The organism is Mycolicibacterium fluoranthenivorans, from assembly GCF_011758805.1.
Lineage (GTDB): Bacteria > Actinomycetota > Actinomycetes > Mycobacteriales > Mycobacteriaceae > Mycobacterium > Mycobacterium fluoranthenivorans.
Genome location: NZ_JAANOW010000001.1, coordinates 617,975 through 644,389 on the forward strand (window position 1 = coordinate 617,975; position 26,415 = coordinate 644,389).

The 26,415-nt window shown below is 59.7% G+C and carries 24 protein-coding genes and 1 pseudogene; 11 read left to right on the plus strand and 14 right to left on the minus strand.

Annotation, left to right across the window (positions count from 1 at the left end):
- The first annotated feature begins 484 nt into the window (after window positions 1-484).
- Window positions 485-1,207, plus strand: coding sequence for a class I SAM-dependent methyltransferase (locus FHU31_RS02980; RefSeq protein ID WP_167155724.1), 723 nt, complete (start codon window positions 485-487; stop codon window positions 1,205-1,207).
- Between the two features lie 206 nt (window positions 1,208-1,413).
- Window positions 1,414-2,424 (plus strand): NAD-dependent epimerase/dehydratase family protein, encoded by a 1,011-nt coding sequence (locus FHU31_RS02985; protein ID WP_167155727.1) that lies wholly within the window; start codon window positions 1,414-1,416, stop codon window positions 2,422-2,424.
- A 32-nt stretch (window positions 2,425-2,456) separates the two neighbouring features.
- Here FHU31_RS02985 and FHU31_RS02990 read toward each other — a convergent pair whose 3' ends face one another.
- The 11 genes and pseudogenes from FHU31_RS02990 to FHU31_RS03035 form a co-directional block, all read right to left on the minus strand.
- Window positions 2,457-3,599, minus strand: coding sequence for a hypothetical protein (locus tag FHU31_RS02990; RefSeq protein WP_234901126.1), 1,143 nt, complete (start codon window positions 3,597-3,599; stop codon window positions 2,457-2,459).
- A 165-nt stretch (window positions 3,600-3,764) separates the two neighbouring features.
- Window positions 3,765-3,827: pseudogene (locus tag FHU31_RS32135) on the minus strand (twin-arginine translocation signal domain-containing protein); the annotation flags it as partial.
- A gap of 12 nt (window positions 3,828-3,839) precedes the next feature.
- Complete coding sequence (locus FHU31_RS02995) at window positions 3,840-4,388, minus strand: serine O-acetyltransferase (protein ID WP_167155732.1); 549 nt, start codon at window positions 4,386-4,388, stop codon at window positions 3,840-3,842.
- Window positions 4,372-5,784, minus strand: a complete 1,413-nt coding sequence (locus FHU31_RS03000; protein ID WP_167155735.1) for an oligosaccharide flippase family protein — start codon at window positions 5,782-5,784, stop codon at window positions 4,372-4,374. The genes FHU31_RS02995 and FHU31_RS03000 overlap by 17 nt, the downstream gene beginning before the upstream one ends.
- Entirely contained in the window at window positions 5,774-6,916 is a 1,143-nt protein-coding gene (locus tag FHU31_RS03005; protein ID WP_167155738.1) for a glycosyltransferase family 4 protein, read from the minus strand. Before FHU31_RS03005 ends, FHU31_RS03000 begins: the two co-directional genes overlap by 11 nt.
- Complete coding sequence (locus FHU31_RS03010) at window positions 6,909-8,015, minus strand: EpsG family protein (protein WP_167155741.1); 1,107 nt, start codon at window positions 8,013-8,015, stop codon at window positions 6,909-6,911. Before FHU31_RS03010 ends, FHU31_RS03005 begins: the two co-directional genes overlap by 8 nt.
- A complete protein-coding gene (locus FHU31_RS03015; protein ID WP_167155745.1) occupies window positions 8,015-9,061 on the minus strand; it encodes a glycosyltransferase family 4 protein in 1,047 nt (348 codons plus the stop codon). The genes FHU31_RS03010 and FHU31_RS03015 overlap by 1 nt, the downstream gene beginning before the upstream one ends.
- Before the next feature lie 97 nt (window positions 9,062-9,158).
- Window positions 9,159-10,289, minus strand: coding sequence for a glycosyltransferase family 4 protein (locus FHU31_RS03020; RefSeq protein ID WP_167155747.1), 1,131 nt, complete (start codon window positions 10,287-10,289; stop codon window positions 9,159-9,161).
- Between the two features lie 82 nt (window positions 10,290-10,371).
- Window positions 10,372-11,913, minus strand: coding sequence for a sugar transferase (locus tag FHU31_RS03025; RefSeq protein ID WP_263988182.1), 1,542 nt, complete (start codon window positions 11,911-11,913; stop codon window positions 10,372-10,374).
- Between the two features lie 1,004 nt (window positions 11,914-12,917).
- Window positions 12,918-13,550 carry a GAP family protein gene (locus tag FHU31_RS03030; RefSeq protein WP_167155750.1) on the minus strand — a complete coding sequence of 211 codons (633 nt, stop codon included), beginning with the start codon at window positions 13,548-13,550 and terminating at the stop codon, window positions 12,918-12,920.
- 7 nt (window positions 13,551-13,557) lie between these two features.
- Window positions 13,558-14,184, minus strand: a complete 627-nt coding sequence (locus tag FHU31_RS03035; protein ID WP_308206774.1) for an arsenate reductase/protein-tyrosine-phosphatase family protein — start codon at window positions 14,182-14,184, stop codon at window positions 13,558-13,560.
- Between the two features lie 9 nt (window positions 14,185-14,193).
- On the opposite strand from FHU31_RS03035, the gene rfbA reads away from it, so the two are divergent.
- The 8 genes from rfbA to FHU31_RS03075 all read left to right on the plus strand — a co-directional run bounded on the left by rfbA (window position 14,194) and on the right by FHU31_RS03075 (window position 23,045).
- Window positions 14,194-15,063, plus strand: coding sequence for a glucose-1-phosphate thymidylyltransferase RfbA (gene rfbA, locus FHU31_RS03040; RefSeq protein ID WP_167155752.1), 870 nt, complete (start codon window positions 14,194-14,196; stop codon window positions 15,061-15,063).
- Window positions 15,063-16,061 carry a dTDP-glucose 4,6-dehydratase gene (gene rfbB / locus FHU31_RS03045; RefSeq protein WP_167155753.1) on the plus strand — a complete coding sequence of 333 codons (999 nt, stop codon included), beginning with the start codon at window positions 15,063-15,065 and terminating at the stop codon, window positions 16,059-16,061. Before rfbA ends, rfbB begins: the two co-directional genes overlap by 1 nt.
- Window positions 16,062-16,063: 2 nt before the next feature.
- Window positions 16,064-17,494: a sugar nucleotide-binding protein gene (locus tag FHU31_RS03050; RefSeq protein ID WP_263988181.1), complete on the plus strand. Its 1,431-nt coding sequence runs from the start codon at window positions 16,064-16,066 to the stop codon at window positions 17,492-17,494.
- Window positions 17,495-17,640: 146 nt separating this feature from the next.
- Entirely contained in the window at window positions 17,641-18,042 is a 402-nt protein-coding gene (locus FHU31_RS03055) for a hypothetical protein (RefSeq protein WP_167155757.1), read from the plus strand.
- Between the two features lie 78 nt (window positions 18,043-18,120).
- Window positions 18,121-19,968 carry a DUF4012 domain-containing protein gene (locus FHU31_RS03060; protein ID WP_167155760.1) on the plus strand — a complete coding sequence of 616 codons (1,848 nt, stop codon included), beginning with the start codon at window positions 18,121-18,123 and terminating at the stop codon, window positions 19,966-19,968.
- A gap of 139 nt (window positions 19,969-20,107) precedes the next feature.
- On the plus strand, window positions 20,108-21,472 hold the full coding sequence (locus FHU31_RS03065; protein WP_167160561.1) for a tyrosine-protein kinase domain-containing protein: 1,365 nt from the start codon (window positions 20,108-20,110) through the stop codon (window positions 21,470-21,472).
- A gap of 57 nt (window positions 21,473-21,529) precedes the next feature.
- Window positions 21,530-22,549 carry an isopenicillin N synthase family dioxygenase gene (locus tag FHU31_RS03070; protein WP_167155762.1) on the plus strand — a complete coding sequence of 340 codons (1,020 nt, stop codon included), beginning with the start codon at window positions 21,530-21,532 and terminating at the stop codon, window positions 22,547-22,549.
- Window positions 22,550-22,562: 13 nt separating this feature from the next.
- On the plus strand, window positions 22,563-23,045 hold the full coding sequence (locus FHU31_RS03075; RefSeq protein WP_167155764.1) for a flavin reductase family protein: 483 nt from the start codon (window positions 22,563-22,565) through the stop codon (window positions 23,043-23,045).
- On the opposite strand, the gene FHU31_RS03080 is transcribed toward FHU31_RS03075, so the two are convergent.
- Entirely contained in the window at window positions 23,042-23,203 is a 162-nt protein-coding gene (locus tag FHU31_RS03080; protein ID WP_167155766.1) for a hypothetical protein, read from the minus strand. The two genes, FHU31_RS03075 and FHU31_RS03080, sit on opposite strands and share 4 nt — an antisense overlap.
- Window positions 23,204-23,442: 239 nt before the next feature.
- Here FHU31_RS03080 and FHU31_RS03085 point away from each other — a divergent pair, with 239 nt between their 5' ends.
- The gene (locus FHU31_RS03085) at window positions 23,443-23,673 is read left to right on the plus strand and encodes a hypothetical protein (RefSeq protein ID WP_167155768.1); all 231 of its coding nucleotides are present in this window, start codon (window positions 23,443-23,445) and stop codon (window positions 23,671-23,673) included.
- A gap of 60 nt (window positions 23,674-23,733) precedes the next feature.
- Here the strand turns inward: FHU31_RS03085 and FHU31_RS03090 are convergent, their stop codons facing one another.
- Window positions 23,734-24,483, minus strand: coding sequence for a succinate dehydrogenase/fumarate reductase iron-sulfur subunit (locus FHU31_RS03090; protein ID WP_090362840.1), 750 nt, complete (start codon window positions 24,481-24,483; stop codon window positions 23,734-23,736).
- Between the two features lie 2 nt (window positions 24,484-24,485).
- Window positions 24,486-26,402: a fumarate reductase/succinate dehydrogenase flavoprotein subunit gene (locus tag FHU31_RS03095; protein WP_167155770.1), complete on the minus strand. Its 1,917-nt coding sequence runs from the start codon at window positions 26,400-26,402 to the stop codon at window positions 24,486-24,488.
- Between the last annotated feature and the right edge of the window lie 13 nt (window positions 26,403-26,415).

The following is a 26,415-nucleotide window of genomic DNA, read 5'->3' on the forward strand; positions in this document are numbered from 1 at the left end:
CCGTATCCATAGGATTCCGTCGAAACGGCCATGTAGTGGTGAAACCAGATAGCCGGTCGCGCACTAGTTCAGCGCTGGCAGAGCGCATGTAGTCAAGAGCATGTGAGAAAAGCCCGAGCGTGCCGCCCATCCGATTCGCCGCGATCGATTCAGCAAACTCTTCTCGCAGGAGGGCCAGTGCCAGACATTGCGTGGCGGTCCTACAACTTTGGACAACTGGCGTTGGAGGTGTGAGACCGATCCCTGGACCCGAAACGTGCCAGCTCGTACTATGACGATTAGTGGGGGACAATGCATATTGTGACCGCGAATGCTCCACAGACCTCGAATCAATAGGCTAGGTATGAACTTAACGAGCACAACCGGTCGGCTTCGGCAATCAGCAAAGCTATGGGGCAGGCGTCTCAAGGTTCCACCTGGTCACTACTATTCACCTCTCACAGGTACCGCCGACGCCGACAGAGCTCGCGCTCAGCGTGGCCGCATGGAAGAGGCGAACTCGTATGAGTTGAACGAGGCCAAGCAAATTGAACTCGCCACCTCGATCGGGCCGCTATGGGCAGACTTCTCAAAGTCTTGGAACCGCTACAGCTCGAGGAACAGTTTTTATTGCCTCAGTGACGGAGCGGTGTACTACTCGATGCTGAGGGCCTTCCAACCGAAGCGCATCATAGAAGTTGGTTCCGGCTTCTCGTCAGCCGTCGCACTCGATGCACGTGACAAGGGGCTGCACGACGCGGAGTTAACCTTCATCGAGCCGTATCCACAACGCCTGCTTGGACTACTGGAGGAGAAGGATCACGCAAGGACAACCTTGCACAAAAAACCCCTTCAAGACGTGCCGCTGGAAGAATTCGACGTTCTCGGCGAGGGGGACTTCCTCTTCGTGGACAGCACGCACGTGAGCAAGGCTGGAAGTGATGTCAACTGGCTGTTCTTCCAGGTATTTCCGCGGCTGAAGCCTGGCGTGATTATTCACATCCATGACATTCATTTCCCCTTTGAGTACATCGACTCGTGGCTCAATGAGGGTCGCAGCTGGAATGAACTGTACATGTTGCGCGCGTTCTTGAGCTTCAATAATTCTTTCGAGATTCTCTTTTTCAACTCGTGGATGTGGGAGAAGCACCCCGAGATTGTCAGACAGTTCCTTCCTGAAGCGAGTAGCGACCGGCCAGGAAGCATCTGGTTGCGACGAACAGCGTGAATCGAAAGTCAACTAGCCTGTTCGTGAACGCCGTGCATCGTTCTCGGGCCTGATCTTTTGGCGAGATTCTGCGGTTTACTCAGGTGAAGTCGAGGTCTGCGCGGTGATGGCTTATCTTTGTGCGGAGGCTACCGCGCGGAGCCACAAGTGGTATATCTCGCCTGAGAATTTGTGGCATTCAACTCTAGTAGAGGCAGGGGCGGTTCGTGAGCACGATCTTGGTCACTGGAGCGGCTGGATTCATCGGCGCATTTCTCTGCGAGCGTCTACTAGTACACACAGGTCACGATGTCGTTGGTTTGGATAATCTAAACCATTATTACGACGTCGCGATCAAGCACGAGCGATTACAGATGGTCACGAGTGCCGACGTAACGTCGAATAGATTCCATTTTCAAGAAGCTGATCTCGCAGACGCCGAAGCGTTGAATGCGATTTTCGAACAGTATCGACCTGAGGTGGTAATTAATCTCGGAGCGCAGGCCGGCGTTCGATACTCAGTCGATAGCCCCCGCTCATATATCGACTCGAACATCGTCGGATTTTTCAATGTGCTCGAATCGTGTCGCCATTACCCGGTGCGTCACCTTATCTACGCGTCCTCTTCTTCAGTGTACGGCAGAAGTGGCACTGTTCCGTACTCGCTCGATCACCGGACAGACTCGCCGGTATCTTTGTACGCCGCAACAAAAAAAGCCAATGAGGTGATGGCGCATGCGTATTCAGACTTGTATGGAATTCCTTCTACCGGGCTGCGCTTCTTTACAGTCTACGGTCCGATGGGCCGTCCGGACATGGCTTACTTCAAGTTTACCGAAAAGATGGTCAAGCGGGAGCCGATAGATATCTATAATATGGGAGATCTACGTCGCGACTTTACGTATATCGCCGACGTGGTTTCTTCGATCGCCAGTATTATCGAAGGTGGTCCTGGAACCCAAGATTCAGGAGTCAGCGCCCGAATTTACAACATTGGAAATAGCGACCCTGTCTCGCTTCTTGAGTTTGTGAGCACGCTCGAAAGAGTGCTCTTCGAGGAGGGCGTCATTGAACATGCGGCGGAGCGCCGCCTGCTTCCAATGCAGATTGGCGATGTCTATGAAACGTACGCCGATGTGACGGAGTTGGAGCGTGACTATCATTTCAGACCGTCAACTCGCCTCGAGGACGGACTTCGAAGATTTGCGCAGTGGTACAAGATGTACCGTCGCCTTTAGTGGAGATAATCGACTTACTGTTGCTGTGACGGCTAGTATGGCGTGACTTTTGACTGATTGCGTTCTAGCGACGAATTGTGGGAGTAAATCAACCCTCCGCCGAAACTTCCAGTCGAGTATTCGGCCTTACCTGCGTCGCATGAATCTAGCCACATCTTTGGTGCCGCCCCCGCGTTATCTATGCTGCCACACTGCCAATTGGCGTACCCCGGACCAGCGCCGAAGGCCGAGCATCCAAGATTCCAGGATTCGGTACCTTCGCCGTCCGTGCCGTTGATATCGGCAACATTCGCCGCGCCAGCGTCGCGGTACGTGCCACCCACGCGGATTACTCTCGCCCCATCATGAGCTGTCGAATTCTGGTCGGTTCTGCTGCGATTGCAATCAGTGACAACACAATCTATCTCGATGACATTGGGAACCTTGCCGTTATACGCGTGATAGTTGTGGCCGTCGCCACCCGAGCGAGTTGTTCGACAACTCGCGAGAACCGCGTCGACGCCTCGTGCTGAAATATTGTTCCCTCCACCCGCTTCCGACATGCCTGTCTCCACGTTGACCAGCACCAGCGTCCCGCCAGACGGTGTCGATCCGCTGGCATTGACGCAGTCGATACCCCCGTACAGAACGAGGTTCTCCAGATAGCTGGTGTGATCACCGACGCTCTTGAAATTCGGGACGTTGAGCAATGCCCAGATCCGAGATGCGCCGTTAGAAGAGAGGTTACGACTGTTGATGGCGTGCACGAACAGGGCTGTGCCCGATTGGTACCAGGACCCCGGTGAGGCCTCGCACGCTTCCAAACTGGTTGTCTTTGTCATCCGGGTACCGGGCGCCCCGCCGGCCATGTCCATGCACTCAGTGACACTCGGACGCGTGGTCTGGTAGACATTGGCTTTGCCGGGGCATGGTGCGAAGGTGAGAACATCGTGTGTGGTCACATAAGGAAGCAGCGGACCGTATCCGATGATGTTTATCGGCCGACTCTGAGTCCTGTTGTTAAAACCCCGTCCCCGGTAGTAGGGCTTATCGATGCCGTAGCCCTTGACACGAACGGTACCGGCATCAGGCTTATCGCAGGCTGCCGCGATGGACTGCAAAGCGCTGTCCTCGCTTGTGCCGGCGTTGTTGTCACTTCCTCGCTCTACGTCAACGTAGTAGGTAGCGCCGCCCACGAACTTTCTCGTTGTAGCGTCGAATGTGGTTGAGAAAACGCTGTTCTGACTGACAAAGACCTTCCCGACCAGTGGATGATCGGTCCACGAAAAGCCCGCTGGCGTGGCAACGGCGACCTTCGCGGGTGCCTCACGCCCACATCCACCGATCGTAGCCGGGAGGGCGACTCCGCTAGCTAACGCACAGGTGCCGCCAGCCACCCGCTTGAGAAAGTCCCTCCGGTGCATCTTCTCCACTCTCTAGGCCTCGGTCTTCTTTGCCACGAGCGCGCGAGCCGGGATTCCGACGAGAGTGGAACCTGGAGTCAAGCAACTCTTTGTTACGAGGGTCAACGCACCCACGGTGACGCCATCTGCTAACTCGATCTCGCCGAGTATCTGCGAGCCGGCGAAAATCACCACCCTGCTTCCAAGGGTTGGGTATCCACCGGGTCCCAGTGATTGTCTTCCAAGAGTGACGTTCTGGTAGATGGTGCAGTTGTCTCCGACCACCGCACCATCCCCGATGACAATCCCAACCGGGTGCGGGAACGCTATTTCACGGCCGATGCGCGCCGTCGGCGAAATCATGCACCCATAGCGACTGTAGATCCGAGCCGAAACCAAGCGCGCCAGGCTGTGCTTTCCGGTCGCGTCGAGCCATTCCTGCAGGCGAATCCAAAGCACTAGGCGCCGCCGCGGACGGGTCAGCAGCGCTCGAAGTAGCACCCCGACATCGCTGACGGCTTCATCCCCACTCTCCCGGAGCTCTGCCACCACATGTTGAATGGCGTCAAACTTCGATTTCATCAGGAATCTCCTTGATGGCACGCAGCGAGTTTATAAACGGCCAGGCACACGCGCATGGAATAACAACGGTCATTGCCGCTGTCACCCAGGGGGCCGCAAACTGTGCCGCAAGAAAGCAGGAAAAACTTGCGATCAAGTAGGCCGCGGATAGTCCGAACGCGCGTACTCCTGAAACAGAGTACTCGAGTTGGCGGCGTGACAGTTTGAATCGCAGAACCATCATCACCATGGACCCGATCAGTAATGCTGCGGCGACGCCAGAGAGTCCTATCGGCCTTATCAGAAGAATGGACGCGACGACCGTAGCCACGGCACCGATAAACGTAGATGTTCCCAGTGCGCCCGTCTTTCCTACGGTCATAAATATCGATCCGAATTGTGTGCCAAGCACACTAAAGACGGCGAATAGCAACAAGATCGGCACCAGGTCTCTCGCGCTCGAGTATTCGGTGCCTTGAATCATTCTAAAGAATAGGTATAGAACCGGCACCAGCGCGGTGATGAACAGAATAAGGGCTGATATCAGGGAGTTCAGTACACGAGAATAAAACTCGCCAACCTTGCTGCTGGACGACCTCAAGAGTCCCTCTTCGATGACAGACATCGAAATGACGGTACCGAGACTGACTACTATTGTTGCAAATTTCATCGCGAATGAATACACGCCGTTGGCAGCATCTCCCATAGTGTTATATATGAGAATTCTCCCGAATCCACCCAACAAGCCGACCGCTAGTAGATTCACTACGAGCGGTCCCGAATACCTGAGCATTGCGATGAGTAGTCGACGATCGAAGTGCTGAAACGATGTTCGGCCAATTACTCTCATTCGGAACTCGATGATGGCGACGGTGATGAACTGTCCCGCCACGTAGGCGATCAGAAGACCGGCAAAGCCGAGGCGCATCGCGACCACCAGGCCGATTACCAGCGCGAAAGTGACGATAGCTGAGGCGATCCCCGAAACCACATACAGGCGTGTTTCTTGTTCCGCGCGTGCAAAATACTGCCATACTTGCACGAGCCCATACAGCAACGCGATCATCACGAGTCCGATGAGATTGGCAGTGTTAATGCTCAGAGCCCAACCGACTGTCAGCGCAAGGACCGTAAATGAAAGCGAAATTGAAATTGAAAATATGACGATAGTTGACATCGACGACTTCACCGAATCGGAAGTCGGTTCGATAATCAAGAAACGCAATGCGGATTCCCAGATCGCAACAAAGGCGAGCGGTGCGGCGAGCTGTCCGATCGTGAGAATGTAATCGTAGCGGCCTAGTTCGGATGGACTTACCGCGAACGCATATACGGGGATGATTGCGGCGCCAAGTATTCGTGTCGATAGGTTCCCGATGAAGTAGAGACCCACTTTTCGCGTGAGTCTATTGGCCATTCCCGCCACCTCCTCGAGCCAACGCGAACAGTCTTTCGTACCCGGTGATGAGGTTCTCCACGGAGAATCGCGTCGTGACGTACTGGCGCTGATCGATGGTGAGTTGTCGGGTGTCTGTTTGGTTAAGTCGAGCGAGGTGAAGTATCGACTTAACCAACGTGCTGGGATCATCCACTCTGAACAGAAGGCGGTCATCGCGGAGCACGTCGCGGTTGCTTGCTAGGTCGCTGGCCACACAGGGAACCTCCCGTGTGAGGGCCTCGAGCAGCACATTCGGCATTCCTTCGGCCAGCGAGGGCAACACAACGAGGTCACAGTCGGCGTATAGGGTATCCATGTCGTGGACGAATCCCAGTATGTCGACGCGTGAGCACCAGCCGGTCGAAGCGACGAGATCTTTCAGTTGTTGGAGATATTCAACGTCCTCAACTGCACCCGCAAAATACACCCGGGACACGATTCCGTCGAGTGCCGGCAGGGCCCTGGCGACGAGAGTCTGATTCTTGATCGGCGCGATGCGGCCCGGAACGACGACTATCTGGCCGGCTGCTCGGGGTGCTCGCGCCGAGCGCACAAGTGGCGGCGGTGCGACCGCATTCTCTATGACAAGTGGCCTGTAGCCGTACCGGGAAAAATTTTGGCTGGCTGCGAGAGAGTTGCATACGATTGCATTCGCAGAAGTGAAGTAGGCCCGCTTACGTAGTAAATCCATCCTGGAGTAGACTGCGGCGTTTCTTTCACTAAACACGGCAAACACTCTGAATAGCCTCAGTAGCGGGGTTAGTCGAAGCCCTATGGCTGAGTAGACTATTACGGTGTCGAATTCGCGTCTCAATAGGTAAGGCACCAGGTAAAAGCCGAGTCGGACGGCAGATATTAGGCGGCGGATGTGTCCGTCATTGGTGCGGAGGTTATCGAGGAATATGAAACGAACTTGTTTTTCGCGTTGCTGTTTACTGATCCAAGATTGTTCTGCGGATTGATCCATCTTCCGCCCATAGGATCCTTCCACAAAAACCGTGATCGAATGGCGCTCTGCATCTAGGTTCTCAACTAATATTCGAAATTGACTCTCCGCACCGCCGTGGTATATTTCCGGCATTATCACTGCGACACGGTGCTTTCTAAGCATTCGTCTCTTTTCCAAACACCCATTGATACGACCAAGTGCCGTATGCATCATTGGATATTGATACTTCGTACACCATCTGAAGTGACAGGATGGCGATAAGTATCGCGCCAACCGCCGGACGTACCAGTTCACGCTGTCGGCCGTAAGGGATAGATTCCAGTATCGCAGGCACCAGTACGAAAGCTGCAGGTATAAAGAGATAGTAAAGCCGAATCGGTGTTATCAATAGTGATGAGATCGCCATCAGGAAACAGTTAACTAGCGTAATGTTTATAAAGAGTTGCATTGAAGGGTCGCGATCGACAATTTTTCGGCTCTGAATCAGTGCCGCGAGCGCGACGAAAGTGGTGATAAGCGTGGGTACGAGATTAAAGTTGGAATAGTCCCATTTTGAGCCAAAGTAGACGGCTCCGTAGTATATCGAGTTGAATTCTCTGACAATTCCTGGTGATAGCGCAAGGGCAATTCCTGTGAGAATCAGGATTGTCACTCCTGCAGGCGTCACACGCCTGCGCGTGAAAAAATACAGCAGGACAAAGACCAGTGCGGTGAAGTGGAAGCCAGTGGCGACAGCGATCCATGCGAAATACTTAGACGGTTGGCGACTCTGCGCGTACTTCAACGCGTAGAAAGCGATGCCGCAGGCCGCGGCCTGGCGAATCCCCGTGAGGGCAAACATATAGAGGTCGGAGGCGAACAGGAGGAGAAGGCTAAGGGGTACGTTCGTGGACTTCTCGATGATGAATCGATACATGAAGATCAGAAATATCGCCGACATTATTGCGTAGATTACGAAGGCATCGCCACCACACCATGTGACGGCCCAGTTCAAAGCGTAGTAGAGCGGTTCGATGCGAATTACGCTGAAGACATCGGAATAGGAATGACCGGATTCAACGAACTCGAATATGCGCGGATACGTGGACCACTCGCCGACCGTGTCTTTCCCAACCCCGGACCGCAGGACCGCGACCGCCAGGAAGGGCAGCAGAGGGATGTAGACGAGTGGCCGTCGTACATCGATCTGGTCCCAGCTTCGGACGTTGAGTGCCGAAGCCAAGATCATCGACAGGAGTGCTGCTACGCCGTAGACAATCATCAGTTCGACAGCTTTCCATGCACGATTGCACCGCGCTTGTCCGCATGTGTTCTGCGGAGATGCGCCAAGATTTTGACAGCTGAAGCTGTCCAGCTGAATTCTGCACGTAGAGCACCGACGTCAGGGCAATTCGTGACAGCTTGGAGGTCGGTCGCCGGCACATCAGGATTGATGTAACGGAAGCCGTCCCCGAAGATCTCTCGCATCGGTGGTATGTCTGACACGATCACTGGTGCGCCCAGGCAAGCTGCTTCGAGCGGCGGTAGACCGAAACCTTCGTACCTCGAAGGGAAGAGGAACGCTGCACATCGCGAGTACAGCCAGTTGCGTTGCTCGTCTGATACGTAGCCAAGATGCCGTACGTTGGCTGGTGGAGCGTGGTATCCATGAGATTTGAGGATCGCATCGAAGTCACCTTTGCCGGCTATGAGGAATGTCTGATTAGGGTTGGCTACCGCGGTTTCGAGCACCCATTCAAAGTTCTTGTTGTAGGTCGCGCTACTCAACGCGAGGTAGAAGGGCTCGGGGACGTTCATCGCGGTCCGCGAGGCGTCTTCCGTAATATGGTCGACCCCAGGGGGAGCCACGGCGACGTAGGAGGCGTTGAAATTGCACCGGTCCACGAGCTCGTCGCGTGAAGCGTGCGACACGGTAAGTATGCGGGAGGACCTGCGACGTGCGACGCGAAGGAGCACCGAGGCCAAGACCCGGTAAAGACGCTTCCGCACCGTCGGGTAGAACTCGGGATGGCTCAGTGCGTTTCCGTCGTGGATGGTGACGACGACATCTGGCTTGAGCACGGGTACGAAGTTCAGTGGTAGGTAGCCATCTGCCTTGTGCGAGAGCAGGAATCGTGCAAACCAGATCTGCTCCCACAGATAGCCTCCGAGGTTTCCCCCGATCAGTCGACCAGTCTCGATCACACGGATATTTCGAAATGCAAAGTCATGGAACGTACCGGTTGGAACGACCAGATAGACTGACTCGACGACCGGATCGACAAGGTCATCAAGGCGCTGGGTGATCTCGGCGGCGTATCGCTCCATACCCGTCGTAGGGCGGGTTAGGAACAGGCCGCTAATTGCATAGGCGCGTTGTGAGTCATTCTGATGTCGGCTTGCGAAGCTCAGTCGGCGCAAACCACTACGCATTGCCGACCGCGGTTTGACCGGTGCCGGCTAAGACCCTGTCGTAGGTGCGCGCTAGTTCGGCTGCCATCGAGGCTGGTGTAAATCGCGCACGCCCGAACTCCCACGCGTTGCGCCCCGCGCGTGCCTGAGCAATCGGATCATTCACGAACTCGACTATGGACCGAGCATATTCGCGAGTATCGAAGCAACTCACTGTCGGCGCATCTGCAGGCAGGAACTCCTTCATTCCGCCGATCTGGAATGCCAAGACCGTTCGGGAGTTACTGAAAGCATCGAGCAATACGCCTGACTGGGTCATCGACGTGTAGGGGGTGAGGACCAACGCGGCTTTGCGGAAGAATCGGTCGACGGCGTGTTCCTCTATGAAGCGGCCCTCCAGACGGACGTTCGGGCAGTGGGCGATTCGTTCCAGCAATCCGCTCGGAAGGTCATTCGATGGCTGCCCTGCGACCGTGATTCGTATGCTGGGGTCTAGTCGGTGCACCTCATCAAATATCTCGGGGTACATCTCGCAGCCTTTGTACCGATTGAGGCGGCCGAATACGAGCACGTTCTTGGATTCTGATGAATCGACGGCTTGGTACTCCTTCCATCGCGTGACTCCGAGTGGGGCCATGATGACTGGGCACGGCGGTCGAAGCACCTCTAGCACTTGGGTGTGAGCCACTGTGGAGTGTACGACCACGGCATCTAACGAGCGTTGAACCGCTTTGTGATAGGCAATGACGCCCCGTTGAATCGAATCTCCTTCGTGCCCAATCGGATCGTGAAATGTGTGGACCCACTTGACATTGAGGCGCCGAAGTCGCAGCCGCTGCATCAACAGGTAATTCCACACGTGCTTGTTCACAAAGTGGATGACGTCAGGCTTTGTCGCATGGATTCTACCGATGACGGTGTCCAACGACTTCCGGGCCAACCGCGCAGATTGGATGGAGGGCCGAGGCGTCGCGGAAGTTGGGACCACTAGGTTGTTCTCGCCCGGAACGTAAGGGATTTGCAGTTTCGTCGACCCGACGGTGGTGACTTCAAAGCCGCGGTCCGCAAGTTCCTCGCTTGCAAAGTAGAGGTACTTCTGCATCGTCGGCAGTGTTGAGAAGGAGATCAACATTACCTTCGCCAAGGGACGATACCTTTCCTCGGATGGCGCGGGTAGGACACGGAATCCGCAGCGTCGTAGGTGCGATGTGCAGAGGTTCGCGCCCCTAGTTCTTGGACCGCTCTCGGTATAACACCACCGCGCGGAACGTGCGGATGATGATTTTGATGTCGAGCCACAGCGACCAGTTCTCGATGTAGAAGTTGTCGTACCGGGCCCGGTCAAAGATCGAAGTATCGCCTTTGAGGCCACTGACTTGGGCGAAGCCGGTGAGACCCACCTGAACCCGATGCCGATAGGCGTACCGGTCCACCTCGGTGGAGAACTGCTCGACGAAATGTGGCCGTTCCGGTCGTGGACCGACAATGGTCATATCCCCGCGGAAGATGTTCCAGAGCTGGGGTAGCTCGTCGATCGACGTGCAGCGCAGGAACCGTCCGACTGGGCCAACGCGGTTGTCTGAGGCCACATTCCAACGGGTTTGTGACTCTGCTTCATTTGCCGGGCGCATCGAACGGAACTTCAGCAATTCGAACTGCTTTCCGTCTCGGCCGACGCGCACCTGGCGGAAGATGACGCCGGGTCCGCCCTCGATCCGAACCGCGATGGCCGCCGTGGCCAGTACGGGCATCAGCACGATCAGCGCAATTGTCGAGACCACGATGTCGAACACTCGCTTGATCACGCGCGTCGGTCCCTGCAGGTTGGGGTTGCGGATCCGCATGATGGGAATGGAGCCGATCTGGTCGGCCATCCCGGTCTGGGTGTGGAAGTGATGCATCCGCGGAACGATCAGCAACTCTGCTGACAGACATTCCGTGGTTCTCACGGCTGTCATCAGCGCACGTTCGTCGAATGAGCCGTCGGCGATCAGGAGCGTGTCCGCACCCGATGTCACAACGGCCATGTCCAGGTCGGCCAGCCGACCGAGGCGCTTGAGGTATTTCTCGGCCGGGCAGATGTCGCAGTCATCGACGAAGCCCTCGACTTTGAGCCCGTACTCAGGGTGTTCGGCGAGAGTTCTGGCGAGTTCGGATGCCGCCGCACCGCCGCCGATGAGGACGGTGTGGTGTCTGGTCAGCCCACGCCGGCGGCTCGCAGCGATGAGTCGTGTGGTGATCAGCCGCCCGAGCACGACGAGCGCGATTGCCTGCGCGGCCGTCTCGAGGAAGGTCAGCACCGAGATCTTCTGATGCATATAGAGGATCGCCGTGGAAACCACGGCGGCCGCGGCCAGTAACCGCGTGAGGATCGTGGGAAGTTCGTCCAGGACACTCAAGTGTAGTGGCGCGGTGTATTTGGTACCGCCAGTGAGAAGCAGGATTCCCAGAACAGCGAAGGCAATCATCGAATAGATCTGGGGTGGTCGCCACACTAAGGGCACCAGCATCATCACGAAATCGATCGCCGGAACCACCATGTATCCGCGGATACGGCTGACGAGTGGCCTACTCGGCGCAGTCTTGTCGATCTGACGCGGTTCGATGGCGGTAGTCGGGAAGAGGTTCGTTCTCGGTGCGCTGGTGCGTTCCCAACGCGTACGCGGTGAATCGATTGCGCCCGAAGCTAGTTTCTTAACCGTGACGGCGACCCTTGCGGTTTTTCCAGCGGCAGGGACATGCGAAATCGCGTCAGCTACGTCCGTCACTTGCCCGTCCGTTCGAAGTCAGCAAACAATTTGTCCTCCGAGTGATGTTGCGTATGTCGACGCTAAGGCCGATATCTCGCTGACGACACCGTCAATTGGAGCAATGTTTCGTGAGTGGTTGCTCGATAGTGAACGTCCTTGTCCGCTATCGCTGGAGAAGTGATGAAGAGCTGGGCGCAAGATTTGCTGGATTGCTGGAAGGTTGCGATGTGCAATGTGGGGCTGCGTTCTGCATCCGTCATGGCGCTCCTCCCATCTTTTGTGCAGTTCAGAAGGATAGTAGTGGGCCCACATCAGGTTTGCACAGTGAATTATTAACGTTCCTGAAGGTAAATCTCAATCTGTATCGCGGGACCCGGTGGGCGGCGGTAAAGATGCAGGTAGGGGGCATTTGGTCGCTAGCTGCCGGGGGGTCTTATTGTGATGTGAGCACCGCGGGGCGTTGGGGCTAAATTCGACCGATTCGATCTTGTCCATGTTTGCTGGAAATGACGATATGCCGGCCGAGTGGCGCTCGGTTGGATGCTCCTGGAAGTCCGCACTGTAATTCGCCAGAATGCCTACATTGCGACATATTTCTTATGCACTTCTGCACGCTTTGCCTTCATCGGGCAAAGCGACCGGTGGGGGTGGGTGTCCAGGTACGCGGTTGCGTTGTTGGTTGTGCCGCAGCTTTCTTGCCTGATCGGATCCGAATTGTTGATGCGGTGAACGCGCCACTGTGCTGACCGTGGGCAATGTGGACGCGACGGAGCCTGGCGTAACTGTGGATCTAGCCTGTGGGGTAGCTGAACGGGCTGTTCAGTTGCCGCATGTAATTGGGCGCGTGTCCGTCGGCTTAGTCCCCGACCGCGTCCAGGGACTGGCAGCTACGCACGGCATGTAGCGGGTACGTCGCGTCAATCGGCGTGACCTGCCTGTGAGCCGACAATCGTAAACGAGATGTAAATTCTCGGGGCCGCAGAGCGGCGCTTGGCAGAGGCTTCTCGCCGCGACGCGTCGGCTCAGATGCCCAATAGCCCGGCCGCGAGCAGCACTGCACCCACCACCGCCAGCAGGCCTGCGACTTCGTTACGTCGACGCGCGTGGATCCAATCGTTCAGCCCCGCCATCGCGGCGCTGGTCTTGGCCGGGGCCATCATGTAGGCGATCAACGGAATCTCGACCAACGCAAATGCCACCACGTTGAACGCGATGAGTGCACCGAGTTGAGTGGACGCGCCTGCGCCAGACGCCATGATGACGGCAAGAGCGGCTAGGTAGTCCACAGACGGAAGCGCAATCCCGAGCCCGACAGCTCCGGCCACCCAAAGGGATTCTCCCTCCAGCGCCCGCGTCAGCCACTCCGGAGGTGTACGAGCCGTCCCCGGCGTCACAGCGACCGCGAGCGCTGCTAACACTGCAAGTGCTCCAATGGCGATCTGCACGCGGGGCAGAGTGAAATGTGCCTCAGGAAGTCGTCTTCCTATGACGAACAGCACCGTCACGCCGACGGCCAGACCCATCGCGAAGCCCGCGGCCAGGAATGTCGCCAGTTGCAGGTGCGGGCGCGGCCTGCTCAGCATGACCGCCGCCATGCCGATGCGGAATGGTTCCAGGCTGACCGCGACGGCCATCACCAGGAGGGTGAGCCACATGTGTCGGTTAGTCGCTCGGGAGGGCGGCCGAGCGACGGCACAATTCGAGGATCGGAGGGAGCAACTCGGCGATATTGGCCCCGATGGCGGTGAAGTACTCCGCGTCCTGGCCGATCGGGTCGGGAATGCTGGCCACCGGGCGGCCGGAGAGGCGCGGGCGCAACGTCGCGAGGTCGGCAATGCTGAGTGGGTCGTACTCAGCAGCCAGCAACGCGGCCTCACCCAAGGTGAAGGTCTTGCACAGTTGTCGCGGAGCGAGTTCTAGTACGCCGTTGCGGTGTGTGGTCGTCATCGTGAGCACCAGGTCCGCGTTGTTGGCGATGAGAGGTGTCAGATGTCGTGCCACAAAACCGGATGCGTCCCCGCCCAGGTGTTCGAGGACGCGGGCGGCTTGGGCGTGCATCGGATGCCCTATGACGGCGCGGGTGCCGGCACTGGTCGCCGTGAAGCCAGGAATCTGTAGCTCGGCGTTAAGCGCAGTCGACAGTCGCTCCGCCGTAGGGGATCGACATATGTTTCCAGTGCAAACGAATAGGACGTGCAGACCAAGCTCCTGGTTCCCGTTGCTGCAGATGGACGTGCAGATCCCCGCTGTGACCGCAACGTTAGTCCACAGCCGGGAGCCGTATGCCACGATGGCCGCGTGAAAGGAATCATCCTGGCAGGGGGTTCGGCGACACGCCTGCAGCCCATTACGCTCGGGGTGTCCAAGCAATTGATCCCGGTCTATGACAAGCCAATGGTGTACTACCCGCTGTCGACGCTCATGCTGGCCGGCATCCGCGACATCCTGGTGATCACCACGCCCCGCGACGCTGTCAGTTTCGAACGGTTGCTCGGCGATGGTTCGCGATTCGGCGTGTCTATCACCTACGCTCGGCAACCGTCACCGGACGGACTGGCACAAGCGTTCACCATCGGAGCCACTTTCATCGGGGCTGAACGTGTGGCTCTAATCTTGGGCGACAATCTGCTGTACGGCCCCGGCCTGGGTACCCAATTGCAGCGTTTCCGCAATGTCGACGGTGGTGCGATTTTCGCCTACTGGGTCGCAGAACCCGATGCATACGGTGTCATCGAATTCGATGCAGATGGAAGAGCAGTGTCGCTCGAGGAGAAGCCTAAAACACCGAAGAGTAACTACGCCGTCCCGGGCCTGTACTTCTACGACAACGACGTGGTGTCGATGGCGAAGTCCCTCAAGCCGAGCGCGCGCGGTGAATACGAGATCACCGATATCAACCGGATGTACCTGGAACAGGGCCGGCTGCAGGTCCAGGTGCTGCCGCGCGGCACGGCCTGGCTGGATACCGGGACCTTCGATCAGATGACCGATGCCGCCGACTTCGTCCGCACCATGGAACGGCGCACCGGACTGAAGATCGGGGTTCCGGAGGAGATCGCTTGGCGACAAGGTTTCCTCAGCGACGACGAATTGCGGTCATGTGCGCAGGCTTTCGTGAAATCCGGCTATGGCACCTACCTGCTTGATCTGTTGGACAGGGGGCGCTGATGGCGCGGCTGCTGGTCACCGGGGGTGCCGGATTCATCGGGTCCAACTTTGTCCACTACGCCGTCGAACACACCGACCATCACCTCACCGTTCTGGACAAGCTCACCTACGCGGGCAACCGCGAGTCGCTGGCGGGCCTGCCGGAGGATCGGGTGTCCTTTGTACTGGGCGATATCGCGGATGCCGCGTTGGTCGACGACTTGGTGGGATCGGTCGATGCCGTCGTCCACTACGCCGCGGAGTCACACAACGACAACTCCTTGAGTGATCCACACCCATTCCTGCACACGAATCTGGTCGGCAGCTTCACGCTCCTGGAAGCGGCGCGCAGGCATAGCGTTCGGCTGCACCATATTTCGACCGACGAGGTGTACGGCGACCTTGAACTCGACGACCCGGCACGATTCACCGAAACCACCCCGTACAACCCGTCCTCGCCCTACTCGTCGACGAAAGCGGGCAGCGATCTGCTGGTGCGTGCCTGGGTACGGTCTTTCGGGGTGGAAGCCACCATCTCCAACTGCTCCAACAACTACGGGCCCTATCAACACGTCGAGAAGTTCATTCCCCGCCAGATCACCAATATTCTGCGCGGCGTGCGCCCAAAGTTGTACGGCGAAGGTCGAAATGTGCGGGACTGGATACATGCCGACGATCACTCATCGGCTGTCCTGACGATCCTGGAAAAGGGTCGCGTCGGTGAGACGTACCTCATCGGTGCCGACGGTGAAAAGGACAATAAAACCGTCATCGAAATGATCCTGACCTTGATGGGCCAGCCCGCCGACGCGTTTGACCATGTCACCGACCGCGCAGGGCACGATTTGCGCTATGCCATCGACTCGACCAAGTTGCGCACCGAACTCGGCTGGCGGCCGCATTACCAGGATTTCGAGAGCGGTCTGGCCGCGACCATCCAGTGGTACCGCGACAACGAATCCTGGTGGGCGCCGGCCAAAGACGCGACCGAAGCGTTCTACGCTCGCCTAGGCCAGTGACTGTGACCGAGTATGGAAAGGCGCTCCGCTGCAGTGCGACTCCGATTCCCGGTCTGACCGTCTGGGACCTACCGGTGCACGGCGACAACCGCGGATGGTTCAAGGAGAACTGGCAGCGCGAGAAGATGGTGGCTGCCGGGCTGCCTGACTTCGGGCCGGTGCAGAACAATGTGTCGTTCAACGATGCAGTCGGCACTACCCGCGGTATCCACGCTGAGCCCTGGGACAAGCTGGTCTCGGTGGCTACCGGTCGGGTTTTCGGTGCGTGGGTCGACCTGCGCACCGGCCCCTCCTTCGGGACGGTGTTCACCACGGAACTGGACTCTTCGCGTGCGGTGTTCGTGCCACGTGGTGTCGGCAACGCGTTTCAAACCCTCGAGGCGAACACCGCCTATACCTATCTGGTCAACGACCACTATTCACCGGAAGCCACCTACACGTCGGTAAGCCTCGCAGATGGCACACTGGCCATCGCCTGGCCGATCCCGTTGGAAACGGCCGAATTGTCAGCTAAAGACCGTGCCCATCCGAGCCTGACCGATGTCGTTCCGATGCTGCCACGCAAGACGTTGGTCCTTGGCGCGAACGGACAGCTGGGCCGGGCCTTGCGGGACGTGTACGACGATGTCCAGTACGTCGACTTCGCCGATCGGGCCGAGTTGGACCTCGCCGCCGACTTCGACCAGGCATTCCGGTGGCGGGAGTATGACACCGTTATCAACGCCGCGGCGTACACCGCTGTCGACTCGGCAGAGACACCCCACGGGCGTGCTGCAGCCTGGGCGACGAATGTCGTGGGTGTGGCCGCATTGGCGCGGATCGCCACCGCACACGGACTGACCCTTGTCCACATCTCGAGTGACTACGTATTCGACGGCACCACGGAGCGGGCCTATCGCGAAGACGATCCGCCTGCTCCGCTGGGCGTGTACGGCCAGACGAAGGCCGCGGGCGACCAGATCGTCACCACAGTTCCTCGCCACTACATCGTGCGCACATCATGGGTGATCGGCGACGGACCCAACTTCGTCCGCACCATATTGGGTCTCGCTGAGTGCGGCGTGAACCCGTCGGTCGTCGACGACCAGTTCGGGCGGTTGACCTTCGCCTCCGAGTTGGCCGGTGCCATCCGGCACCTGTTGGAGACGTGCGTCCCGTACGGCGTGTATAACGTGACGGGCTCCGGGCCGGTGACCTCATGGGCGGGTATCGCGCGTCGGGTGTTTGCGCTGGCTGGTCATGATCCGGATCGGGTGACCGCAGTGAGCGCCGAACGATACTTTGCCTCGATTGCAGGTCCGGTCGCACCTCGGCCGCGGAATAGTGTATTGGACCTGGCGAAAACGTATTCCGCCGGATATCGGGCAACCGACTCTGACGAGATGCTGGTCCGTTATGTGTCCGGTGTAAATCAACTCCGCGGGCAGCGCTGACCAGAGATAGCGGGCCTTGGATGGTGGCATTCCGGCTAATTTGCTTAGGCGTAGAAACATCCCTTCACCTGCGCTCTTTCGTGTTGACAGGGGGCGCAGGGTCTGGGATTCTTTTCTCAAGTTCCTTGACGGAAGGCCATGAGAAAATGTCCGCTATCGCGACACGTTTTTCCAACGCAACGACCAAATTTCAGGTGGGAGTCGCAACCTGCGCCGTCGCGGCAGCTGCCACCCTTACTCCGGCGATTGCCGCCCAGGCCGATATCGCCACACCGGCCCCTCTGGCCCCGGTGACCCAGGTTATCGACAACATTGCTCAAGACAACTGGTTGCAGAATCAGCTGTGGTGGATCGGTACCGCGAATCCGAATCCGCCGGCCCAGACCACCGTGCTGGTGTTCACGCCCTTGTCCTTGATCCCGGGCTTCCTCAAGCCGATCTACAAATCGATCACGGGCGGACTGAATTTCCAGGTGTGTCTCTTGGGGGCCAGCGCGAAGATCGGGCCGTACGGCACGTTGACCGTCTCGTTCGGTAGAGGCTGCTAGTCCGCAGACGCCGCACTGGTCAGTAGGGACACATCAGCCGTCCCGTTGATGCTGCAGTCAGATAGGCCGCAGCCCTGAATGGGAAGGCGATGTCCGCTGAGCGACTCTTCGAACGATGAAGATCGAGTGGAGACTGACGGCGCGCCACGGTTCGAACGCTTTCGTGATGTGCTGAGTCGCCGCCAGACCAAGGTGGTGGGTGCGGCGCTCCTGGTGATCGTCGTCGCCTTGCTCGGCTGGCTCGGATTCGAGGCCTACTCGGCCAAAAGTGAGCTGGAGCAGGCGCGAGAGAACGCACAGCAGGCCAAAGAAGCCCTGTCGGACGGGCGAGTCGAAGAGGGCCAGCGATTGGCGGACTCGGCAGCGACTCACGCGCAAGCAGCGAACGATGCGACGCACTCGCTGCCGTGGAGTATTGCCGCTGCTGTTCCGTGGTTGGGCAGTCCATTCGAGACCGGCCGACAGATCTCGGGTGTCGTGCTCGGCCTCGCCAGTGAGGTGCTCAAGCCGTCTGCGCAAGTCGGCGTGGCGATTTCGCCCGACAAACTGTTCGAAGGTTCACGTCTGAACGTGCGCCTTCTCCAGGAGAACGAGCCTGCACTCAGCAAGATCTCCGCGGATGCCCGCCGTTTGGAAGCTGAGGCGAGTGCGATCCCAGAACCGGCCTATCTGTCGGTACTCGGGAGGGCGCGAACGGAAGTTCAAGCCCAAACGGCAAAGATCACCTCCCTTCTGGAAAACACCGCTCTTGCAGCCCGGTTGGCCCCATCGATGATGGGCGCCGATGGTCCGCGAACCTACTTCATGGGCTTTCAGACCAACGCCGAGGCGCGTGGTACCGGGGGAATTCTCGGTGGGTTCGGCATTCTTCATTTCGAGAACGGCAAGCCCACCGTCGAAGCACTGGGACCCAACACCGAACTCAAGGGACCGTTCACCCCGCTCGACCTCGGACCGGAGTACGCCGAACAGTACGGTTTCGCCAACGCCAGCACAGATTTCCGCAACAGCAATCTCAGTTCGCATTTTCCGTATGCCGCCCAGATCTGGAAATCCATGTGGGCGCAACAGTCGGGAATCAACGCTGATGGTGCCATCGCCATTGACCCTGTTGCGTTGAGCTACATCCTTGGCGCGGTGGGGCCGGTGACACTTGCCGACGGTGAGAAGGTCACCAAAGACAACGTAGTTGAGCTGACTGAGTCGATTGCGTACCAACGCTTTCCCACCGATCAGACGGCGCGTAAGCAGTATCTCCAGGATATTGCGAACGCAGTGGTGAAGAAGATGACGGGAACCGTGGAATCACCCCGGCAGCTGCTCGAAGCCTTGGGCAAAGCTGTCGGTGAGGGCCGCATCGCCGCCTGGAGCGCGTCGCCAGACGAGCAGAAACTGCTCGAAGAGACACCTCTGGGCCATGCCGTCCCCGCAGACTCAGCGCCCTACGCCGCGGTCGTCATCAACAATCTCGGCGGCAACAAGATGGACTACTACTTGCGGCGCGAGATCGAATACGCCGGGGACGGCTGCTCAGCGGATCATAGGAACACCACTGTCACGGTGAAGTTGAAAAGTGTTGCCCCTGACGCGCCATTGCCCGATTACGTAGCCGGCGCCAATGGCGTGATACCGAACATTCCGTTCACCATGCCTAGCGGGTCGATGTTGACGTCGGTGCGCCTCGTCGCGACCAAGGATGCAAAGATCTTGAGCGCGTTCTCGAATGGCGAACGCATACCGGTCTTCACGGGGACGGAACGTGGGCATCCGACTTTTGAGATCCAGGTCGCCATCCCTCCGAGACAGGCTGGTGAACTGGTATTCCGTCTGTCGGAGCCCACGGTGCCGGGCGAACCGCGGGTGCCGATCCAGCCCCTGATCGATAGCGTCGTTCCGAGCGTCCAGGTTCCGGAGTGCTCGAGATGAGTTGGCGTCTAATGCATAGGGAGTTGTTAGCTAGTGACACCGCTGTCAAAGGAATCGCCGCAATATAGAGTTTGGCCGGCGGTCACCGGTCGGATCGTGGGGCGCAAATATAGGGATGAGTGACACCGAAGGGGTGGCTTTGAAGCTGCAAGACTTCTTGAGGCTGATGCGGACCAGGTGGATTACAGTCTGTGCGTCGGTATTGGTTGCTGTTGTCGTTGCCATCGCGGTGACACTGATGACCACTCCGCAGTATCAGGCATCAACTCGTCTCTTTGTCTCGGCGTCGGCCGGTAACAGCGCGTCTGACGTCTATCAAGGCAATCGTTTTTCGCAAGAGCGTGTTGTCTCTTACGCGCAGTTACTCATGGGTGAGACGCTCGCGCAGCGCACTGTCGACAAACTTGGCCTGGACATGACAGCGGCGTCGCTGCAACAAAAGGTCTCCGCCACCGCGAAGACGGATACGGTGCTGATCGACGTACATGTCCTCGACCCATCGCCGGTGCGCGCGCGGGATATAGCCAATGCACTTTCTGACGAATTCGTGACCATGGTGCGTGAGCTGGAGACCCCAGAGGGTGCGGTAACACCCGATGCACGTGTTGTTGTCGAGCAGCGCGCAACTGTACCGAGTTCGCCGGTAACTCCGAAGAAGGTCCGCAATCTGCTGCTTGGTGTCGTTGCGGGCTTTGTGCTCGGAATAGGCCTAGCGATAGTCCGCGACCTCCTGGACAACACCGTCAAGAGCCGAGAGGTTCTTGAGGAGATCACCGATGTCGGCGTGGTGGGCGGCATCCAACTCGACAAGGAGCGCCGAAAGAACCCGGCCATCCTTTTCGGCAAGGACAACAGTGCGATCGCGGAATCGTTCCGTAAGCTCCGCACGAATCTGAGCTTTCTCACGGTCGACAACCCGCCGCGTGTCATCGTCGTCACCAGCTCGATTCCCAACGAGGGGAAGTCCACCACCGCAATCAACATCGCATTGGCATTGGCGGAGAGCGGCAACAACGTCGCGCTGGTTGACGGCGACATGCGCCGGCCCACGGTTCACAAGTATCTCGACCTTGTGGGACCCGTGGGATTCAGCACCGTGCTCAGCGGTGCGGTACCGCTGACAGAAGCGCTGCAGAAGACACAGTTCGACGGTCTCACGGTCCTGGCCGCGGGTACGACACCGCCCAATCCGAGCGAACTGCTGGCGTCCCAGGCCGCGACGAAGGTGCTTGCCGAATTGCGGGCACATTTCGATTACGTCATCGTCGACTCGTCACCGCTGCTGGCCGTCACAGACTCGGCCATACTCGCCGCCAATGCCGACGGTGCCTTGATCATGGTCAGGTATGGCCAGACGAAGCGCGAACAGCTCGCCCAGGCGGTCGAAACTCTGCACGGCGTCGGTGCCACGCTCTTGGGCGCGGTGTTCACCATGATCCCGTCGAAGGGGAGCGGCGCGTACGCGTACTCGTACAGCTACTACGGCGAGTCCAAGGAAAAGTAGCGCAGCCTCTTTGGCTCGTGAACCGACTCCGCGGTTCCATTCACCCTGAGCCGGACCATGGCCCTCCGTCCGTTCGGCGGGAAAGATGGCCCTGTGGTTTCTGTGCAGACGGCGTTGCCGGTCGTCGACCTCCGGGATGATCCGGACGTCCTGCGACGCCGGCTCGGTCAGGTGGCGCACGAGGTGGGCTTCTTCTACCTCACCGGTCATGGCGTCCCTGATGAGCTGATCGACCGGGTGCTGACCCAGGCCAGACGACTGTTCGCGCTGCCGCAGGCAACCAAGGATGCGGTCGCGATGGTCAACAGTCCGCACTTCCGCGGATACACCCGGCTGGGCGGTGAGCTCACTGGTGGCCAGGTGGACTGGCGCGAGCAGATCGACATCGGCCCCGAGCGCACCCCGATGTCTGACCCGGGCGAGCCCTATCTGCGGCTGCAGGGGCCCAACCAGTGGCCCGCGGGACTGCCTGAACTGCCCGCTGTCATCGCCGAGTGGGATGCGGCCTTGGCGCGGGTGGGGCGAACCCTCTTGCGGCACTGGGCCGTTGCCCTGGGAAATCCGGAGAACGTGTTCGACGCGGCCTTCGCGGATACGCCGGCCACGCTGATCAAGGTGATCCGGTATCCCGGTGGCGCACCGTCGAGTCAAGGTGTCGGGGCGCATCGCGACGCCGGCGTGCTGACCCTGCTGCTCGTGGAAGCCGGTAGCGCCGGCCTGCAGGTGCGCGTGACCGGGACCGGTCCAGATGGCTACGTCGACGTCGACCCGCTGCCGGGGGCGCTCATCGTGAACATCGGCGAGATGCTGGAGATCGCCAGCGGCGGCTACCTGCGCGCCACCGAGCACCGCGTCCGGATCCATGAGGCCGAGCGTCTGTCAGTCGCCTACTTCTTCAACCCGCGCCTCGACGCGCAAATACCCGTCCTGCCGCTGCCCGCCGACCTGGCAGCACAGGCCCGCGGGGTCACCGACGACCCCGCCAACGATCGCATTTACGCTGTGTACGGGCGCAATGCGTGGAAGAGCAGGTTGCGCGCGCACCCTGATGTGGCCGCCGCGCACCGTTACGTGTGAAGATGGAAGTGTTATGAGCGACACAGAGCTGAGCCCAGCCTCCCTCCGCGAGGCCTTCGGCCATTTCCCGTCCGGTGTCATCGCGATTGCCGCGGAAGTCGACGGTGTCCGGGTCGGCCTCGCGGCGAGCACCTTCGTTCCGGTGTCCCTTGATCCACCCCTGGTGGCGTTCTGCGTGCAGAACAGCTCCGAGACGTGGCCCAAGCTGAAGGACCTGCCGTCCCTCGGGCTCAGCCTGCTCGGCGAATCGCACGATCAAGCCGCGCGCACTTTGGCCGCCAAGACCGGGGATCGGTTCGAAGGCCTGGACACCCACTCACACGAGAGTGGTGCGGTGTTCGTGCACGGCACCAGCGTGTGGTTGCGCAGCACCATCGATCAGCAGGTGCTGGCGGGTGACCACACGATTGTCGTTCTGCAGGTCACCGGCATCACCGTGCACGACGTGCCGCCGATCGTGTTCCACCGCAGCACGTTCCGCAAGCTCGGCGTTTAGGGCCGCCCCGCGAGCTCCTCGCGGTAGACGGCGATCCGCTGCTCGATCTCGGCCGCGTCGCGGGGGCGGCCCTCCTTGCGGGCCAGCTCGGCGCGGGTACTGAGCTCGCGGATGGCGTTGCGAATATCGTTGACGCTCTTGGTTGCACCCAGTGTCATCGGTGTCCCTTTCGACGCTGATCGGACATCTTTCTGGTCGTTCCACCAACCGTACGCCGAGTGCCGACGGTTGTGGGCGTCGATTTCGTCGTGGACTCGGGCGCGCGCAGATTCCCTTTCCCCGATCGGGGGACACGCAGTTCACCCGGTGTATCCACCGGTCACCCGACATATCCCACGTGTAAACCGGGGCATTCTTATCTCAACGCAGAAAGCCACTCACACAAAGGATTACGAACATGATCAAGAACCTGAAGGCCGCAGCCCTCGGAATCTGCACCGCCGCCCTGATCGGCGCCGGAGCCCTCGGCCTGGCCGGCACCGCCGCTGCGGCCACCACCAGCACCGCCCCGACCGGCCCGGGCCACTCCTACAGCCCTGACACGTACGCCCACCCGGCCCCCACCGCCAAGCCCGGCTGGCACAACAACCACGGCCCGGCCCGCATCGCCAATCTCGCGAACCAGTGACCCAGAGGTAAGAATGCCCGTCCCGGGAAAGCCGGGAAGGGCATTCTCACCTCGAGCTGACTATCGCCGGAACAGCTTGTTCCCCAGCCACACGATCGGGTCGTACTTGCGGTCGGCGACGCGCTCCTTCATGGGGATCAGCGCGTTATCGGTGATCTTGATGTGCTCTGGGCACACCTCGGTGCAGCACTTGGTGATGTTGCAGAGCCCAAGCCCGTTCTCGTCCTGAGCCATATCGCGGCGGTCCAGGGTGTCCAGCGGATGCATGGACAGCTCGGCCTGGCGCATCAGGTACCGCGGTCCGGCGAACGCCTCCTTGTTCTCCTCGTGATCGCGAACCACGTGGCAGGTGTTCTGGCACAGGAAGCACTCGATGCACTTGCGGAACTCCTGGCTGCGGTTCACATCCTCCTGCTGCATGCGGTAATCGCCGGGCTGCAGGTCCTTCGGCGGCGTGAACGACGGGATCTCGCGGGCCTTGGTGTAGTTGAACGAGACATCGGTGACCAGGTCGCGCATCACCGGGAAGGTACGCAACGGCGTGACCGTCACCGTCTCGTCCTCACCGAACGTCGACATCCGGGTCATGCACATCAACCGCGGGCGCCCGTTGATCTCGGCCGAACAGGAGCCGCACTTGCCGGCCTTGCAGTTCCATCGCACGGCCAGGTCACCGGCCTGGGTGGCCTGCAGGCGGTGGATGATGTCGAGTACCACCTCGCCGTCATTGACCTCGACCGTGTAGTCCTTCAGCTCGCCGCCGTCCTCGTCGCCGCGCCAGACCCGCAGACTCGCGTCATAAGAAGCCATGGTCAGCCCTTCCGTTCGGGGTGCTCGGTCAATTCGGCCTCGGTGTAGTACTTCTCGAGTTCGGCGAGCTCGAAGGTCGCCAGCAGGTCCGGTCGCATCGGCACCTGCGGCTCGGGATCGACCGTCACACCGGGGACCATCGCCTCGGCGGTCGCGGCACCCGTGGTCTTGCACACCAGCAGCGTGTTGCGCCAGTTGGCGTCCATCGCCGGATAGTCGTCGCGGGTATGCCCGCCGCGGCTCTCGGTGCGCTGCAGGGCGGCCTTGGCCACGCATTCGCTGACCAGCAGCATGTTGCGCATATCGATGGCCAGGTGCCAGCCCGGGTTGTAGATCCGGCCGCCCTCGACGACGACGTTCTGCAGGCGGCCCCGCAGCTCGTCCAGCTTGACCAGCGCCTCCTCGATCTCTTCCTTCTTGCGGATGATGCCGACGAGATCGTTCATCGACTGCTGCAACTCGGCATGCAGCGTGTACGGATTCTCGGGATTCTCGTGCGCCGCGTACGGAGCCAACGCCATCTTGGTGGCCTCTTCGACAGCCGCCTCCGGGGGCGTCGGCCGCTCGGTCAGGGCCCGCACATAATCGGCGGCCCCGAGCCCGGCCCGGCGGCCGAACACCAGCAGGTCCGACAGCGAGTTGCCGCCGAGGCGGTTGGAGCCGTGCATGCCGCCGGAGCATTCACCGGCCGCGAACAGTCCCGGAGTCGCGGCGCCGCCGGTGTCGGGATCGACCTCGATCCCACCCATCACGTAGTGGCAGGTCGGGCCGACCTCCATCTCGTCCTTGGTGATGTCGACCTCCGCCAGCTCGATGAACTGGTGGTACATCGATGGCAGCCGGCGCTTGATCTCCTCGGTGGGCATGCGCGAGGCGATGTCGAGGTACACCCCGCCGTGCGGGGTACCGCGACCCGCCTTGACCTCGGCGACGATTGCCCGGGCGACCTCATCGCGGGGGAGCAGGTCAGGGGTGCGCCGCGCCGAGTCGTTGTCCTTGAGCCACTGGTCGGCTTCTTCCTCGGTCTCTGCGTACTGACCTTTGAACACCGGGGGGATGTAGTCGAACATGAACCGCTTGCCCTCGGAGTTCTTCAGCACCCCGCCGTCACCGCGGACACCCTCGGTCACGAGGATGCCCTTCACCGAGAGTGGCCAGACCATCCCGGTGGGGTGGAACTGGATGAACTCCATGTTGATCAGGTTGGAGCCCGCCCTCAACGCGAGGGCGTGGCCGTCGCCGGTGTACTCCCACGAGTTGGACGACACCTTGAACGACTTGCCGATGCCGCCGGTCGCGAGCACCACCGCCGGGGCCTCGAAGAGGATGAAACTGCCGCTCTCACGCCAATACCCGAACGCTCCGGCGATCCGGTCCCCGTCTTTGATCAGGTCGGTGATCGAACACTCGTGGAAGACCTTGATCCTGGCCTCGTAGTCGCCGAGTTCCTTCTTGTCCTCCTGCTGCAGCGAGACGATCTTCTGCTGCAGGGTGCGGATGATCTCCAGGCCGGTGCGGTCACCGACGTGGGCGAGTCGGGGGTAGGTGTGACCGCCGAAGTTGCGCTGGCTGATCTTGCCGTCCTTGGTGCGGTCGAAGAGCGCACCGTAGGTCTCCAACTCCCACACCCGGTCCGGTGCCTCCTGCGCGTGCAGTTCGGCCATCCGCCAGTTGTTCAGGAACTTGCCGCCGCGCATGGTGTCACCGAAGTGCACCTGCCAGGAGTCCTTCGAGTTGACGTTCTTCATGGCTGCCGCGCAGCCACCTTCGGCCATGACGGTGTGGGCCTTACCGAACAGCGACTTGGTGACCACTGCCACCCGTAGGCCCCGTTCACGGGCCTCGATCACCGCTCGCAACCCCGCGCCGCCGGCACCGATGACGACCACGTCGTACTGGTGCCGTTCGAGCTCAACCATTAACCACCCTCAT

What these genes read in the sequence shown, in the direction of transcription:
- FHU31_RS02980 (WP_167155724.1), top strand. Translation starts at nt 485, where the DNA reads ATGGAAGAGGCGAACTCGTATGAGTTGAACGAGGCCAAGCAAATTGAA.
- FHU31_RS02995 (WP_167155732.1), bottom strand. Translation starts at nt 4,388, where the DNA reads ATGAAATCGAAGTTTGACGCCATTCAACATGTGGTGGCAGAGCTCCGG.
- FHU31_RS03000 (WP_167155735.1), bottom strand. Translation starts at nt 5,784, where the DNA reads ATGGCCAATAGACTCACGCGAAAAGTGGGTCTCTACTTCATCGGGAAC.
- FHU31_RS03005 (WP_167155738.1), bottom strand. Translation starts at nt 6,916, where the DNA reads ATGCTTAGAAAGCACCGTGTCGCAGTGATAATGCCGGAAATATACCAC.
- FHU31_RS03010 (WP_167155741.1), bottom strand. Translation starts at nt 8,015, where the DNA reads ATGATTGTCTACGGCGTAGCAGCACTCCTGTCGATGATCTTGGCTTCG.
- FHU31_RS03015 (WP_167155745.1), bottom strand. Translation starts at nt 9,061, where the DNA reads ATGGAGCGATACGCCGCCGAGATCACCCAGCGCCTTGATGACCTTGTC.
- FHU31_RS03030 (WP_167155750.1), bottom strand. Translation starts at nt 13,550, where the DNA reads ATGTGGCTCACCCTCCTGGTGATGGCCGTCGCGGTCAGCCTGGAACCA.
- rfbB (WP_167155753.1), top strand. Translation starts at nt 15,063, where the DNA reads ATGGCGCGGCTGCTGGTCACCGGGGGTGCCGGATTCATCGGGTCCAAC.
- FHU31_RS03055 (WP_167155757.1), top strand. Translation starts at nt 17,641, where the DNA reads ATGTCCGCTATCGCGACACGTTTTTCCAACGCAACGACCAAATTTCAG.
- FHU31_RS03060 (WP_167155760.1), top strand. Translation starts at nt 18,121, where the DNA reads ATGGGAAGGCGATGTCCGCTGAGCGACTCTTCGAACGATGAAGATCGA.
- FHU31_RS03070 (WP_167155762.1), top strand. Translation starts at nt 21,530, where the DNA reads ATGGCCCTCCGTCCGTTCGGCGGGAAAGATGGCCCTGTGGTTTCTGTG.
- FHU31_RS03075 (WP_167155764.1), top strand. Translation starts at nt 22,563, where the DNA reads ATGAGCGACACAGAGCTGAGCCCAGCCTCCCTCCGCGAGGCCTTCGGC.
- FHU31_RS03080 (WP_167155766.1), bottom strand. Translation starts at nt 23,203, where the DNA reads ATGACACTGGGTGCAACCAAGAGCGTCAACGATATTCGCAACGCCATC.
- FHU31_RS03085 (WP_167155768.1), top strand. Translation starts at nt 23,443, where the DNA reads ATGATCAAGAACCTGAAGGCCGCAGCCCTCGGAATCTGCACCGCCGCC.
- FHU31_RS03090 (WP_090362840.1), bottom strand. Translation starts at nt 24,483, where the DNA reads ATGGCTTCTTATGACGCGAGTCTGCGGGTCTGGCGCGGCGACGAGGAC.
- FHU31_RS03095 (WP_167155770.1), bottom strand. Translation starts at nt 26,402, where the DNA reads ATGGTTGAGCTCGAACGGCACCAGTACGACGTGGTCGTCATCGGTGCC.